9 protein-coding genes are annotated in these 16144 nt (G+C 39.5%); 3 read left to right on the top strand and 6 right to left on the bottom strand.

The window, feature by feature from the left end:
* Nucleotides 1-168: 168 nt before the first annotated feature.
* The 5 genes from U859_RS0108625 to U859_RS0108605 form a co-directional block, all read right to left on the bottom strand.
* The gene (locus U859_RS0108625) at nucleotides 169-795 is read right to left on the bottom strand and encodes a M23 family metallopeptidase (protein ID WP_025142992.1); all 627 of its coding nucleotides are present in this window, start codon (nucleotides 793-795) and stop codon (nucleotides 169-171) included.
* A 216-nt stretch (nucleotides 796-1011) separates the two neighbouring features.
* Nucleotides 1012-2823, bottom strand: a complete 1812-nt coding sequence (locus U859_RS0108620) for an IucA/IucC family protein (RefSeq protein ID WP_025142991.1) — start codon at nucleotides 2821-2823, stop codon at nucleotides 1012-1014.
* Nucleotides 2824-2970: 147 nt separating this feature from the next.
* Nucleotides 2971-4350, bottom strand: a complete 1380-nt coding sequence (locus U859_RS0108615; protein WP_025142990.1) for a lysine N(6)-hydroxylase/L-ornithine N(5)-oxygenase family protein — start codon at nucleotides 4348-4350, stop codon at nucleotides 2971-2973.
* Nucleotides 4350-6809, bottom strand: coding sequence for a GNAT family N-acetyltransferase (locus U859_RS0108610; RefSeq protein ID WP_025142989.1), 2460 nt, complete (start codon nucleotides 6807-6809; stop codon nucleotides 4350-4352). The genes U859_RS0108615 and U859_RS0108610 overlap by 1 nt, the downstream gene beginning before the upstream one ends.
* On the bottom strand, nucleotides 6754-8295 hold the full coding sequence (locus tag U859_RS0108605) for a pyridoxal phosphate-dependent decarboxylase family protein (RefSeq protein ID WP_025142988.1): 1542 nt from the start codon (nucleotides 8293-8295) through the stop codon (nucleotides 6754-6756). Before U859_RS0108605 ends, U859_RS0108610 begins: the two co-directional genes overlap by 56 nt.
* Nucleotides 8296-8616: 321 nt before the next feature.
* Here U859_RS0108605 and U859_RS0108595 point away from each other — a divergent pair, with 321 nt between their 5' ends.
* Nucleotides 8617-11037 (top strand): TonB-dependent receptor, encoded by a 2421-nt coding sequence (locus tag U859_RS0108595; protein WP_025142987.1) that lies wholly within the window; start codon nucleotides 8617-8619, stop codon nucleotides 11035-11037.
* Nucleotides 11038-11172: 135 nt separating this feature from the next.
* On the opposite strand, the gene U859_RS0108590 is transcribed toward U859_RS0108595, so the two are convergent.
* Nucleotides 11173-12393, bottom strand: a complete 1221-nt coding sequence (locus U859_RS0108590; RefSeq protein WP_025142986.1) for a metallophosphoesterase — start codon at nucleotides 12391-12393, stop codon at nucleotides 11173-11175.
* Nucleotides 12394-12609: 216 nt separating this feature from the next.
* Here U859_RS0108590 and U859_RS0108585 point away from each other — a divergent pair, with 216 nt between their 5' ends.
* Together U859_RS0108585 and U859_RS0108575 are read left to right on the top strand one after the other, a co-directional pair.
* Complete coding sequence (locus U859_RS0108585; RefSeq protein WP_025142985.1) at nucleotides 12610-13056, top strand: RrF2 family transcriptional regulator; 447 nt, start codon at nucleotides 12610-12612, stop codon at nucleotides 13054-13056.
* A 965-nt stretch (nucleotides 13057-14021) separates the two neighbouring features.
* Nucleotides 14022-16112, top strand: coding sequence for a HEPN domain-containing protein (locus U859_RS0108575; RefSeq protein WP_025142984.1), 2091 nt, complete (start codon nucleotides 14022-14024; stop codon nucleotides 16110-16112).
* Nucleotides 16113-16144: the final 32 nt, after the last annotated feature.

The following is a 16144-nucleotide window of genomic DNA, read 5'->3' as shown; positions in this document are numbered from 1 at the left end:
ACTTGTAATTGATTAATTAAAGTTTATCGTCATTTCGATCCCGAAGATTCTGGAAGAAATCTTTAAATTTCATTTTGATAACTTGGTACAAAGATTTTTCTCCCAAAAAAATGCCTATATCGCCCTGGTCTGTGTCCTCAAGGACCACTTTTTTATGTGAAACTTATCTTATTTAATATGTTCCTTAATAAAGTTTTGAGGATTATAAAACCGATCATTCAGTTGCGTATTATTAAAAGTTAACCAGCTGGCACAGCCATAATCATCAAACTTTTTCCTGATTTCCAAATGTAGATGATGATAATCGCCACCATATTTTTTGCTTTCCTGCGGAGTGAATAACCTCGCCAGTTTGGTATTTTGATCTACCGCCTGACCATTACTTACATAAACCTCTTTCAGGTGTTTATAAGAGGTAAACATCGTTTGACCATTTGGTAGTTTATGCTTAACCACCACGGTACGTTGATTTTCGCCCAAATGTACAGAGCAAACTATCCCATTGGCCATGGCATAAACACTAACGAGTTTAGCTTTGGGTTGAGTAGGATTGATATCAATGGCGGTATGGATATGGCCTTTAACATAGCTATCGCGATGATCGCCAAAAATGCTGATGATTTTAATATTATTTACCTTTTTCCGGTTGGCTACATCAAAGGGCAGATACCATTGATCGGCTGTTTTCGCAGGTGCAGCATCCGTATAATAAGGTTTCCAACGGTCGCGGTCTTTCTCTATTGTTGGAGTTTCGAATAAAAAGATCGATAAGAATAGAAATAATAATGTTTTCATGCTTTAGGAATTTAAAAGCAAGATAATAATTTTATTAAAATAAACTATTTTTATAGTTTAAGTAATAAAATCGTCATTTCGACAAACTTCAATAGAAAATCCGTCATTGCGAGGAGGTACGACGAAGCAATCTTTCCTGTTCGCGATTATTGCAAAAAAGATTGCTTCGTCGGCTGAAAAAGCCTTCTCGCAATGACGGTAATAATGCTAATTCAGCTACGCCAAAACATCCTCTTTCAGCGCCTCTGCCGCAGGATTAACCAAAGTACCAATCAGTTCCGGAACCGGAACATCGGTGCTTTCGCTATAACCATGTGTTAATAATCTCACGCGGTTAATGCAAACTCTGATGAATTCAGGTACGAAAAGGTCGAATTTTTCGAATTTTGAGGCTAATTCTGGATTTTCTTGTTGAAATTCTAAAATTACATCAGCCACCTGACGCCAGAACTGTTTTTCGTCCATTCCCACATAACTGTGGAAAATATTGCCAAGATACCTGAAAACAGCATCAAATATGCCCGAAAGGATAAATAATGGCGCTAATTCGTCATTAATCTCCCTTAAAACATCAACAAGATCATTTGGTAATTTCGCTTTCGATTCTTCTGTTAATACAATCTCTTCCACAAAATCTTTAATGATAATCCGTTCCGGAACACCGTTTTTCATCACTAAAATCGTGTTTTCACCATGTGGACTAAAGAAAAAGGCATGTTTATAGAAAATCCTCAATACGGGTTTTAAATAAGCAGTTAAGTAGGCATTTAACCATGTTGAAGCATCTAATCCCGATTTTTCGATCAGGGCCTGTACCATGCTTTTACCATTATCATCTACATAAAGTAAACTGGCCATCGTCATGATATTTTCGCCTTCCAACAGGTAATTTTCTGCACTTTCGCGCCAAATCGCACCTAAAAATTCCTGATATTGGTATGGAGATCCCGGAATTTCACTGTATTGCGGATGGGTATAAGCCACTGTAGCTACTTCGCCCAAAAGCACCACACGTGTTTGTTTCAGGTATTCATCACCTTGTAACATATCTTTTGCCCATTGGGTAACTTTTGGTGCAATGGCCAGTTTCTTAGGCGATAATCCCCTGAAAATAGAGGTATTCAAGATTGAAATTGCCGTTTTTACATAATGCTTTTTAGGTTCACTTACATTAAAGAAAGTACGGATGCTGTTTTGGCACATGTATTCATCACTCCCAACACCAACTGGTACAATTAACTGATGAGCAATATCGTGCGCCAGCTGCAATACAATTTTATTGTTCCACTGCCATTCGTGTACTGGGATAAAGAAATAATCTTTAGGGTTTAATTCCTGTTGGATGAGCACCTGATTAAAATCGTGGACTTGTTTTAAAGTCAATTCTTCATTATAAAAAGAAAATGAAGAAATGCTTTCGATGCTTTTGAATTGAGCCCTTGATTTGTGTACGGCCAGCCACGCCAGCTGCATTTTTTGTGCCGCTTCTGGTGCATATTTACCCTGATCGCTATGATTAAAACCGATGCGTCCTTTGTTAATGGTAGCCCAGGGGTGGCCATCCATCTGGTGTTCAATCGTCTGATAATCTGCATTGGCCAGTTCATCAGCCGTTAACCTGCCTTTTTCGTGGATATAGGCATCAGCGTATAAAGTATTTAAGGTTTCTTCGATAAAATGGGCGAGGGTAAAGGGTTTGATGCCAAAGGTTTGCTGTAACTCGGTGTAAAAGGCCGGCGCATTGTTTACCGCCATACTTTCGCCGTTTATGAACTTTTTGATGCTCTGTTTATCAATGTGCAGGTAATCCAAAGCGCGTTGCTGACCTGAAAACGTATAATAAATTTCCTCATTATCTGTAGTCAAACGGAAATCCAAAACACCATTTTCGTTTGTATTAACAAGTGTTGGTTCTGCTAATTTTTCGTGCATCAGTTCCACGATCGATTTTGCGATATAGTTTAGGTTTACCTTGTCCCAAACTTCTTTTTTTAAAGGTTTTATATGATTGAAATTGTTGTAACTCATGGTATTTAATTTTTAAGTGTTAGTCCAGATTTGCAATCTGGACTTTTCGTACTCCGGATTTCAAATCCGGTTTTCAATGGTCGGGATTACAAATCCCGACCAACGCGATCTGTCATCCTGAGCTTGTCGAAGGACCAGCTTTAGCTTTTAAGGCGTTTCGACAGGCTCAACGTGACAATCCCTGACTTCAAACTCAGTTTTCGAATTGTCATCCTGAGCCTGTCGAAGGACCTCTTCCTCACCGTTTACGCTAAACTGCTGGAAAGCAATCCGTTTTTCTACCGGATAGATTTCGAAACCTAAAATGGCGTTGATGATGGACGCATTGCGGTAAGCCCCCATGCCCAGATCTGGTGTTACAAATCCATGCGTATGTAGTTCGGCATTTTGAACAAAGATTTCGTTTCCGTTTACATCAATGGCATAATTGCGGTGTACCTGGAAAAGTCCATAGGTATCGCGTGCAATACGATCATTAACCGCAGATAAAAAGCCGGGCTCGTTATATTTATAGCCTGTAGCCAATACAACAGCATCTGTATCAACTGCAAAATCTTTTTCGCTCTCGGTATGATAAAAATCAAGCTGATAGCTGCCATCATTATTTACCGTTAGGTTGTTCAATTGGCAGTTCGGCATCAGTTCGGCATTGATTTTTTCGCCGTCAACACTCAATTCATACAGTTTATCGAAAATCTGGTTAATCAGCTCGAAATTGATCCCTTTAAACAACGAATTCTGTTTACTTAAAAGTTGTTTCCGCTTGGCATCGCTTAAATTGTAAAAATGGTCGACATATTCAGGCGAGGTGAGCTCTAAGGTTAATTTCGAATATTCCATCGGGAAAAAGCGATCTGGACGGGTAAACCATTTTAGGTTCAAGCCATTTTCTGTTTCAGGTAAAAGATCGTAGAAAATTTCTGCAGCACTTTGTCCCGAGCCGATAACGGTTACCGTTTTTTGTTCCAACAAAGTCTGCTTAAACTTTAAATACTCCGAAGAATGTATTGCATGCTGATGAACGGTTGGATTAACAAAGGCAGGCACTTTAGGTGCCGTACCCGTTCCGAGTACGATTTTTTTAGCCAAAATGGTTTCAGTAGTACCACTTACCTGATCTATCTTTTCGATCTGATAAATTTCATCAACATAATTTATAGTGGTCACTTTTTGTCCAAAATGACAGTTTTTTAAATGATTAATGGCCCATTTACAATAAGCGTTATATTCTTTGCGCAGTACAAAAAAATCTTCCCTGATGTAAAATTTATAAAGGCGATCAGTTTGCTTTAAGTAGTTTAAAAAACTGTATGGGCTGGTTGGATCGGCCATGGTAACCAGATCGGCCATGAAAGGGACCTGCAATGTGGCATCACTCAGCATCATGCCCGGGTGCCAGTTAAATTCGCTTGCCTGATCTAAAAATAAAGTCGATAAGCTTTCTATCGGCGTACACAAAGCGGCTAAACCTAAGTTGAAAGGACCGATTCCGATCCCAACAATGTCGTATATTTTTTGTTCCTGCATTATATCTCCTCCGTTTCAAACTGTCCCAACTTAATCATAGCGTGTGCCTTGGCTTCAGGATATTTATCCCAATACCAATCGCGGTAGCAGAAAGTTAGATTGGCCATTTTATAAGGCATTTGGATCACTTTCTCTAATTTGAAACCCAGTCTGGTAACAAAAATGTGCATCGCACGACTTTCTACTGCGGCTTCACCGATACATTTGCCTACTTCCGGCTGTTCGAAAATGAAATCCATTAAGGCTTGTCCGGTTTCAAAACTGAATTTTTTGTCTTTATCCGTTGGGGCAATCAATAAGTGTGCGCCATAATCGGTCATCAATGCTTCGTAACAGGCACCTACACCATCGCGCATTGGCCAGTATGGCTCTATCGTAAAGGTTGGTTCTCCATTGATTTCGCCGATAAAACTGTGTGACGCATCGTTCGGCAATAGTGTTCTGTAAAATAACTCTAAACCTTTAATCGGGCCATCCATTTTCCAGATCGGTTTGGCATGTTCCTGATTAAACCAATCGTGAACCATTTCCAGATCGCGGTCGATGTTAAATGGACGGATATTAATCGTTACATTTTCTTTAGGAAAAAACCTGCTGTACAATACCTCTTTTGTTTGTGGTTTGATCAGGTTCTCGGAGAAGAAATATTTAGCCAAAGGGTTCGGAAACTCGCGATAAATGGCCGGATTATCAATTGGTGCACTGGCTTCATCAATGTTGCAAAGATTGGTTAATAAATTACCTTTTACTTCCCAGCTGCGGCGGTTGATGATATAATCGACCAGACCGGTAGTATCGCTGTTCTCGAATTGTTTAAACTCGAGATAAACCAGATCGATCAAAGTTTTCTCATCTGCCAAACCATTGCTGGCAATGGCGTTAACTACGCCCAAAATGTTGTTGATGAGCAGGTAATAGGTGAGTTTAGGGATAATGTATTCGTTCGGAACAATTGATCCGCTTTCGGCTGCAATCCCCGGATAAACGGCTTCTAATGCTTCGGCTTTAGCATCACTAAAGAAATAACCCTGATTATCCCTGAAATAAAATTTGGCAGGATAAAAATCTTTATCCAGTTCGAGCATCACGTTTTGCTGATGAAACTCAAAGGCCATACCGAAATTATTGTATAGTCCAACAATTGGTGCTACGCAAAGGTGAAGGTATTGTTTAAACCAGTTTACAGCAGTATAGGCAAGCGTTTTGTTTTTATTGATCGATGCTTCCTCAATTATATGTACAATTCTAGGTTTCTGTCCCAGTAATCCATCCTGACAAAGTGCAGCCAGTAAGGTTACATTTTTTTCGGCATCATCAGCTTTAAAAGGATTATGTCTGATGCTGGTGTTAAATCCATCAATGGTTTCGCCTTTATAATTTACGGTGATAAATGCAGGATCGGTAATAAATTCAATCTCCGGAAATTCAGCTTTAGCCGCTTTGCCGTATTCTGTTTTTAATAATTTACTTACGTCATAACCACGGTGAAGCTCCCGAATCAGGTTAACCCGTTCTGAGTTGGTGATTTTTACGTGTAGCGAAAATTTTAGCATCCAATCGCTTGTTGCATTGTAAACTGTTCTCACCGATGATGTTGGTGTATAAAACACTCCAAAACAACCCAGGTAGAATAATAACTTTTCCTCCTCCATGGCTTGTACCGCAGGTAAAGTGAGCAGATAATCGGCTTCCCAAGGATGCATGGGTACCACTTTATGGTTTGGATGCTGATCTAATATGGCAATGATATCTGAATTTCCACACTCTAACAGCTCAATCCTGAAAAGATCTGTAATGTCAAAACCTTCAGCGTTTTTCTCATTAATGTTATCTGCAGCGATTAAAAAATACGCCAGTTGGAATTGGCCCTGTGTTTCTGGCGAAAATTTGAAAAGCTCTTCCCTGTTGTTAAAACCAGCTCTTCCTTTTGGTAGGGGATGGGCATTGTGACCTAAAAATAAAGATTGCTCGGCCTCAATAAAGCTCATTTTGGCAAAATTTACAGGCTTGCCATTCTGTTTAAAATAAGACAGAAATACCTCGAGGTTTTCTACACTGTTGGTTAAACGTTGATTTACAATATCAGCATCAGCATCCGGGAACTCTTCGGCACTGAATTGGATGGCCAGTTCCATGAACCTGTAAATGCTGATCGGATGGATCGTATCTGTAGCAACATCGCGCTCAATTACCGGAAAATTAAATACATGCCGGCCACTATCTGCATAAAATTTTAGTGGTGCATATACTTCAAATCCAATAGAACTGAAATCGAACCTGATGTGCAACCGGTCGGTTGTGGTAATCAGGTAATTGGCCAATGGCGCATCGTATTTAGGTATGCCAACATAACGGCTCCAGTTGTTAAATTCTCTGCAATAACTGTTTAGGAGTGCATTAAAGTTAGTTTCTTCTGAAATCTGCTGAAGCTTGATTAAGTCTAACGTATTCGTTTCCATGTTTTTTAATGATTTTAATAATGTTTTCAATATCGCTCATGGTAGTAAGCGGGTTAAGTAGGGTAAATTTGAGGTAAAACTGTTGGTTAATTTTGGTGCCGGCAACTAAGGCTTTTCCTTCGTTAAACATGGCTTTTTTGATGTACTGGTTCATTGCGCAAACATCCAACTGTACATTTTTTGGCCGGTAACGGAAAACCAAAGCACTGATGTCTGATTCGTTCATCAGTTCAAAATCGCTGTCGTAATGTAAGCGGTCGGCAATTTTGGCAGCAGTTTCAATAATGGTATCAAAATAGCCTCCCAGTTTGTTTCTGCCCATCATCCTGAGTGTAAACCAAAGTTTCAGGGCATCAAACCGTCGGGTCGTCTGTATCGATTTGTTTACCTGGTTTGGCAAACCATCCTCATCATGATCTTTAGGGTTTAAATAATCGGCGTGGTGTGTAATCAGGTTAAAATATTTTTTATCGTTTACCAAAAAACCACTGCTGCTTACCGGCTGGAAGAAAGATTTATGATAATCAACCGTAACCGAGTGCGCCAGTTCGATCCCGTTAAGCAGGCCCCTGTATTTGTCTGTCAGCAATAATCCACATCCATAAGCCGCATCGATATGGAACCAGGTATTGTATTTTTTGCTGATAAAGGCAAGCTCTTTCAGAGGGTCAACATTTCCAAAATCGGTAGTGCCTGCAGTACCCACCACGGCAATGGGTATATTTCCCTGGGCGATTTCTCTTTTAATGGCATCTTCCAATAACACGGTGTTCATCCTGAAACTACGATCGGTTTTAATCTTGATCACCGATTTTTCGCCCAAACCTAACAGCGAAGCGTTTTTCTGGATGCTGAAATGCGCCTTTTCTGAAACAAAAATCCTAAAGCGTGAGGCTTCCTGTGGTAAACCGTTTACCTTAATATTGTGGTTTAATGCGGTAATGGCATAATGGTCTCTTGCCAATAAAAGGCCCATTAAATTGCTTTGGGTGCCGCCACTGGTAAAAATACCATCTGCTTTTTTGCTATAGCCAATTTGGTCACAAGTCCATTCGATTAGTTTTTGTTCAATCAATGTTCCCCCGGCGCTTTGGTCCCAGGTATCGATTGACGAATTAATCGACGAAATCATCACCTCGGCCGCCACTGCGGGGATTACAATCGGACAGTTTAAATGGGCAATGTAAGCGGGATGATGAAAAGCAACAGCATGATTGGTGTAAAGCTGTTCTACTTCTTTAAGCAGCGCATCATAGTTATCATGCGTTTTTTCAAATTCGATGGCATCGAATAAGGGTTTTAATTGAGCAGGCGATACGCCACTGAAGGGCTTTTGGTTGTTGTGCAGGAATTTTTTAACGGCTTGAGTAACCTTACCAACAGCATGGTGGTATTCTTCTTCGTTTTCGTGGTGAAAGATTTCCTTCGTCGGACTTTCCGTAAGGAAATCGATAAGTTCATGTTTTTCTAGGTCTGATGTAAACATTAGTTTTTCAATTTTTCAAAAAAGTTTAATGGTAAAGGCAATAAAATACCAGGCAATTAGTGCCGGTATTTTTTTTATTCATCATCTGGTTAGCTGAGATATTTAAATGCGGGCGATTTTTATCGATAATTCCGGTTGCTAAGGTATGTGTTTATTTAGATTGATTAAAAATAATATTTAAAATATTTTTAACATATTGTTAATAAGTTGATTGAATACCAATACTTAACCGTTTTAGTACAATGATGAATAAAAAATAAAATAATTTTATTTGGATTTGATCTAAATAAATGATTGCTTTGCGCAAAAAAATAATCATTAATGAAGAATCTATACTTAATTGCAATCTTGATCTGTGGATTTATTCTTACAGGTAAAGCACAAACCGTAACAGGTAAAGTGCTTGGAGAAACTGCTCCCTTAGCTGGGGCAAATATTAAAGTGGAAGGAAAGGGCACTTCCGCTACTACAAATGCAGATGGTACTTTTGAATTAAAATTAACCGAAGGTGCTTACGTTTTACAGGTAAGTTATGTAGGTTATACTACTGTACTGCAAAAAGTGAATTTAGGTAAAAACCAGACCGTTAATTTAACCATTAGCCTAAGCCCAACCTCAAATATGCAGGAGGTGGTTGTGGTATCGTCGCGTAAACCGACCAAAATAAGTGAAATACCGGGTACGGTTTGGGTAGTAGATGGTGCAAAAATCCAGGAGCAGGCAAGGGCAGGCATTCCTTTAAAGCAAACATTGGCCCAACTGATCCCAAGTTTGGATGCAGGTCCGGAAGGACGTACCAACTATGGACAAAACCAACGTGGCAGGGATGCACTGGTAATGATTGATGGGGTATCGTTAAACAGTACCCGTGGTGTAAGCCGTCAGTTCGAATCGATTGATCCATTTAACATCGAGCGTATTGAGGTTTTATCTGGAGCAAGTGCTGTTTATGGCGGTGGTGCAACGGGTGGTATCATCAACATCATCACTAAAAAAGGTCAGGACAGTCAGCCGAGTTTCACCACGCAAATTGGTGTGCGTAGCGGATTGAAAGAAAAAAGCGATCATGATGTGCGTGTAGCACAGGCCATTTCTGGCGGTAGCAAAGACTGGAACGGACGTATCGGTATGGCTTTTCAAAAAAACAATGCAGCTTATGGTGCAGATGGAAAACAGATTTTTACCGATATTACCCAAACCGATTTACAATACAACCAATCGTTCGATTTCTTCGGAAGTACAGAATTTAAACTTACTGAATATCAAAAACTATCGGTAAATGGCCAATATTATAATTCGGGTTATCGTGGAGATAAAGATTTGTTTTTAGGTACAAACTATGCGGGCTTGTTATCAAATCCTGCAGTTTTGGAAATGAGAAATGGTTATTCTTCAGATGTTGATCCAAAAACAAGCAGGGCAAATATCAATGCCAACTATCAGGCGAATGAAATTTTAGGCGGACAAACACTTTATATACAGGCTGCTGCCAGAAATGAGCAGTTCAGCTTTCACCCATTCCCTGGCCAGGCGGCAATACCTGGTGTGCTTTACAGTGGTTCATCAATCCAAAACACCAATTATAGCGCTTTAAAACTGGTATTGAACAAAGATTGGAACAGGGTTAACCTTACTTACGGTATAGATGCCGATAACGAAAACTTTAATGCACAGCAAGCCTTATTCGATAGGGTGAAAGCTGCTACATCGGGTGGACTAACCAACGCTACCGTGGCAACCATTGCACGTTATCCTAATTTCAGGGTGAACGGTTTATCTGGCTTTTTGCAGGCACAGGTTAAAGTAACTGATTTTTTAAGTTTATCAGGTGGAGTACGTCAGCAACGCATGTTTGTTAAAGTTGGTGATTTTGTTGGTACAACAGCAGCAGTGCCTTTGGCTTATGGCGTGGGCAGAACGGCAACCCCAATTGCAGGTGGTAAAAACCACTACGATGTAAATCTGCTAAACGGTGGTTTGGTGGTTAAAATCAATGCGCCACAACAGGTTTGGGTTAACTTTTCACAAGGCTTTAACTTAGCCGATCCTGCTAAATATTACGGACAGGGAAGCTATACTTTAGTGGGTACCAACTTTAATTTGGGTAACTCCATTAATGTGGCCAGTTCTCCTTTAACTGGTATTAAAACAGAACAATATGAAGCAGGTTACCGTTACCGCACAGGTGTATTTAATGCACAGGTAGCTGGTTTTTATGCCTTATCTGATAAAAACGTGAAAACCAACAGCACTTTCAATATTGAAGTTTTTGACGAAAAAGTAAGAAATATCGGTGTTGAAGGTTCATTATCGTTAAACCTGAAAAATGGTTTCGAGGTAGGTGCAAACGGTTTGTACATTAAAACACAGAAACAGAATACCGATGGTACCTGGGCCTTACAGGATGTAACGGTGGCTAGTCCATCTAAATTGGCCGGTTATTTAGGCTATAATGGTAAAGTGTTCGGATTAAAAGCACAGATTTTCCATTCGTTTGATACGAAAGATAATATTGGTGCAGGTAAAGAATTAAAAGGATATACAACTGTTGATCTTTTAGGATCAGTTAAAATATTCACAGGAAGTTTATCATTCGGTGTACAAAACCTGTTGAACAAAGATTACCAGACCATCTGGAGCCAACGTTCACAGTATTTGTATGCAGCTTTAGCTAAAAAAGAAACATTTTATTATGCAGGTCGCGGCCGTACCTATAATTTAACGTATACGCTTAATTACTAAAGCAGTTCGTCATTCCCAACTTGATTGGGAATCGTAATGCTATAACTAGACTTGTTGTTTGCATTAAGGTTCCCGCCTGCGCGGGAATGACGATCGCCTAAACAACCAATGCCCCAATTTCGGGGCATTGGTTGTTTATTTCCTTTTCAATTCAATTACCGTAATCTCCGGCCAAATACCAATCCTTCCGGAAAAGCCAAGAAAACCAAAGCCACGGTTCACATTTAAATACCTGCCATTTTCAGTTTTAATGCCTGCCCAATGTTTATAACGGTATTTTACCGGGCTCCACTTAATGCCAAAAGCTTCGATACCGAACTGCATGCCATGCGTATGGCCAGCCAAAGAAAGCTGGATTTTTGAAGGATAATTTTTTACCTGTGCATCCCAATGCGAAGGATCGTGTGATAAAAGAATTTTAAAATCGTTCACCTCTGTATTTTGAAGGGCTTTTTTGAGGTCGCCGCGTTCCCCAAAACCGATTCCCCAGTTTTCTATCCCGGCGAGGATAATTTTTTCGCCGTTTTTATGCAGCTCTACATGTTCATCCAACAACAATTTAAAGCCCAGTTCTTTGTGGTAAGCTTTCAATTGGTTTAAGTTCTGTATTTTATCGGCTTCACTTGGCCATTTGATGTAATCGCCATAATCGTGGTTACCTAAAACAGAAAACTGCCCGAAAGGGGCCTTAATCTGTGAGAAATGGCCGATGTAAGGCACAATCTCTGATGAGGCATTGTTGACCAAATCGCCTGTAAAAACAAATAAATCGCTTTTTTGTGCATTGATCATGTCAATTCCTTTTTGTACGGCTTTTGGGTTAGTAAAACTCCCGGCATGTACATCCGAAATCTGGGTCAGCGTAAAACCATCAAAACTTTCAGGCAGATCATCAAAATACAAAGTATGTTTAATTACACGGTAAGCGTATTTCCCCTGGGTAATGCCATAAGCAAATAGGGCAATGGTTAAACAGAACATCACAAAGGCAAAATCGACCCAATAGTTGCTGCGGCCGGCAATATGGAATCCACCGGGCTCAAAATTGGTGGATAAGCCAATTAATAAGCGGTAAACATCGCCCAGCATTAGAAAAAAAGCGAAAACAATTTCTGAAGCAAAAACAATCAAGAAAGCATGACTAACAATTTGGAAGAACTTATTTATTCCCTGGATGCGCATCTGCTGAATGGCGAAGAACAAAGCAAAAGTTAAACCGATGATAAATACCCAAAAGATTGGGCTCAGTAAACTTGATTGATTGATGGTACCCAAACCTGATAAAACATAAGCATTTAAGGCAAAAAATATGATTGCAACTATGATGAGTGGCAATAGATTGAGTTTTCTTTTCATTATTAAAAATCTGTAAATCAGAATAGGGGGTAAAAATAGAATTTAAACGCTGATAATTGCCTACTGTTACAGTTGCCGATTATTTTTACGCTCGTTTGATTAAAGCAATTATTGTTATGATGTGTTATATTTATAAATATGATAGTATGTTGAATTAAAATCAACTTCTTGTTGCATATTTTATAATTTACTTTCTTTTATTAGCTTTGTGCGAATATGCTGTCCAAAAAAACAAAATATGCCATTAAAGCGCTTGTTGCGCTGGGTAAAAATTTAGATAAACCACCAATGCAGATTTCGAAAATTGCAGAGGAGGAGCATATCCCGAAAAAATTCCTTGAACAGATCCTTCTTGATTTGCGCAATGCAGGCTTTTTATACAGTAAAAAAGGTGCAGGCGGCGGCTATAGCCTCAATAAAAAACCTGAAGAGATTTTATTGGTACACGTAATGCGTGTAACTGATGGGCCAATTGCGATGGTGCCATGTGCCAGTTTAAACTTTTACCATAAATGTGATGAGTGTGTAGATGAGAAAACATGCGGCATCAGAAGTGCCTTTATTGATGTAAGGGATGCTACGCTTAAGGTTTTAACCGAAACCAGCATTGCCGATGTTATCGGCAGGGAAGATACTTTGAAAATCGGTATCGTTAATTTATAAAATAATTTCTAAACCTCGCAGGTTTTTAAAACCTGCGAGGTCTAAAACCAACAATGTTAAGCATATCACTTAGATGTACTAAGGTGACTTAGGTGGTCAATATTATTTTGGAAAGTAAGCTTCGGTACATTTCGAGTGTTATTGTTCTATTAACATTTCAAATCCGTCCGTGAAGACATAAGTGAAGATTTTTCTTGCCGCTCTATGCCGCGGGGGCATGGTACTTTGGAGCGCCAAAGTACCCAAAGCGCTTTGTCAATCCAGCAATGTGCTCCCACACAAACCCATTTCACATCAAAAAAACAGCGGCACTTTGTTTTGTGCAGTAATTGCCAGGTTTACGGTTTTGCAAAATGTGCACAAAACCACTGCGTTTCAGGTTTGGTAGTGCTAATTCTTCTGTTTTGCAACTGTTTTTTTGATTTCCCAGCACTTGGGATTGACAGCGTTCTTAGGTAAAAGCTGTTTGTTTTTCAAAGTAAGCTAGCATAATGCGATAACTCCACGTTAGGGATTGTAAGGGTTCAGTGCCGATTTTTCATCGGTACCGGAGCGAAGCGCAGCCCTGCAAAGCCCGACCTTTGCGTAGCTTAGGTAACGCCCAAATTAGTTTGACAGTTTTCAATTTTCAGTTGCAGTTTTCAAATGGCAGTTTTAGCTATATTATTTAAGGAATTTAATTTATAGATTTTTCGACTGCGTGGCACTTTGCTCGAAATGACGATCTTGAAAGGGTTTTAACAAGATATCGTAAAATTTTTTATAATAAATTACGACTATTCCTATATACTTTATATATTTGGCGTATGAACTTCAGTTTTATACCTAACCAGTTAACCGCTAAGCAAATGATGTGCTGTTGTTGTAAAACGCAGTAACAGGAGCCTACAGATAATTTTATGTATAAAATATGGAATGCTTCTCGGTAACAGGGAAGCATTTTTTGAATAAAGCTAACAACACATATGCAAAGTTTCAGAACAGAACTCGAAAATCCGATCGTCGAGCAGGACATCATCGATTTAGAGAATAAGATTAAAGCTTTTAGAGATGGAACCATCCACGACGAAAAGTTTAGGAGCCTCCGTTTGGCCCGTGGTGTTTACGGACAAAGACAGCCAGGCGTACAAATGGTGCGTATTAAACTGCCATTTGGTAAGGTAACTTTTAAACAGTTATTGCGTATAGCCGATATTGCTGATGAATACGGAAGTGGAAATTTACACTTAACCACTCGTCAGGATATTCAGATCCATTATGTGAGTTTAGACCGTACGCCCGAGCTATGGGCCAAACTGGAACAGGATGATATTACGCTCCGCGAGGCTTGTGGTAATACAGTACGTAACGTAACGGCTTCTCCAAATTCGGGTATTGATGCGGAAGAGCCTTTTGATGTTTCGCCTTATGCACAGGCGGTATTTGCCTATTTTTTGCGTAACCCGATCTGTCAGGAAATGGGCCGCAAGATTAAAATCTCCTTTTCTTCGAGCGATAGGGATACGGCTTTTAGCTACATTCACGATTTAGGTTTTATTCCAAAAATTAACGAAAATGGCGAACGTGGATTTAAAGTATTATTTGCCGGTGGTTTAGGCGCACAGCCTTTTTTGGCGAATGCCGTTCACGATTTTTTACCTGAAGACCAATTGATTCCCTTTACAGAATCTGTTCTTCGCGTTTTCGACCGTTATGGCGAACGCAGTAACCGTAATAAAGCGCGTTTAAAATACCTTGTTCAGAAGTTAGGATTAGAAGAGGTTTTACGTTTGGTTGCCGAAGAGCGTATTGCCAATAAAGTAAAAACCTTTAAAATAGATATTAATACCGTTCCACAGCCTACTTTACCTTTAGAGCAGGAATACCCTGCGGTAGAGATATTAAACGAAAGTCATTATAAACACTGGTTAGCTACTAATGTAATTGAGCAGAAACAGGCTGGATTTTACGGCGTTTATGTAAAAGTGCAGGTAGGTGATATCAAAACAGATAAAGCAAGGGCTTTTGTTGATGCCATCAGGCTTTATGTTGCTGATGAAATCAGAATTACCCAAAACCAGGGCCTTTTGTTAAAATTTGTGAGGAAGGAGGCATTACCTTCATTATATGCGGCTTTAAATAAAATTGGTTTTACCACAGCAGGTTTTGATAGTCTGGCCGATATTACTACCTGTCCGGGTACTGATACCTGTAATTTGGGTATTTCGAACTCCATGACGCTTGCAGAGGTTTTGGAGGATGTAATTTATACTGATTTCCCTGAGTTTATTTACGAGAAAAACATCAAGATCAAAATTAGTGGTTGTATGAACTCTTGCGGTCAGCATGGTTTGGCTGAAATCGGTTTCCATGGAAGTTCGGTAAAAGCTGAAGGAAAAGTGGTTCCTGCAGTTCAGGTGATGCTTGGTGGCGGTACTGTTGGTAACGGTGTTGGCCGTGTTGCAGAACGCGTAATTAAAGTACCTTCTAAAAGGGCTACAAGTGTTTTACATTTCATTTTAAATGATTTTAAAGCTAATAATTTGGAAAATGAAAACTTCCACCAATATTATGATAGAAAAGGTAAAGACCATTTTTATCAGTTGTTGAAACCATTGGCTGATTTAACCAACCTGCAAACAGATGAATTTGTAGACTGGGGACATGTTGAAGAATTTGTAACCGCAATTGGTGTGGGAGAATGTGCTGGTGTAGTAATTGATTTAGTGGCTACTTTATTACTAGAGGCAGACGAAAAATTTGGCTGGGCAAAGCAAAACTTAGATAAAGGTGCTTATGCCGACGCCATATACCATACCTACAGCACTTTTGTAAGTGCAGCAAAATCTTTATTGTTGGATAAAGGCGTAAACAGCAGTACGCAGGTTGGTGTGATCCGTGAATTTGATAACCATTATGTAGAAACCGGCGAATTTAATTTACCAACCAATTTCTCTGACCTGGTTTTACAGATCAACAAAAACGAACCAACGGCAGAATTTGCAAAGAAATATTTTGAAGAAGCCAATCAATTTTTAAATCAGATTAAGGAGAAAAGAGCGGTATTAGCGAAATGAGATTTGAGACAATAGATATGAGATTTGAGAAC

This window comes from Pedobacter jeongneungensis, from assembly GCF_000633455.1.
GTDB lineage: Bacteria > Bacteroidota > Bacteroidia > Sphingobacteriales > Sphingobacteriaceae > Pedobacter > Pedobacter jeongneungensis_A.
Note: the sequence above shows the minus strand (reverse complement) of the source record. Positions and strands in the feature narration are given on the sequence as shown.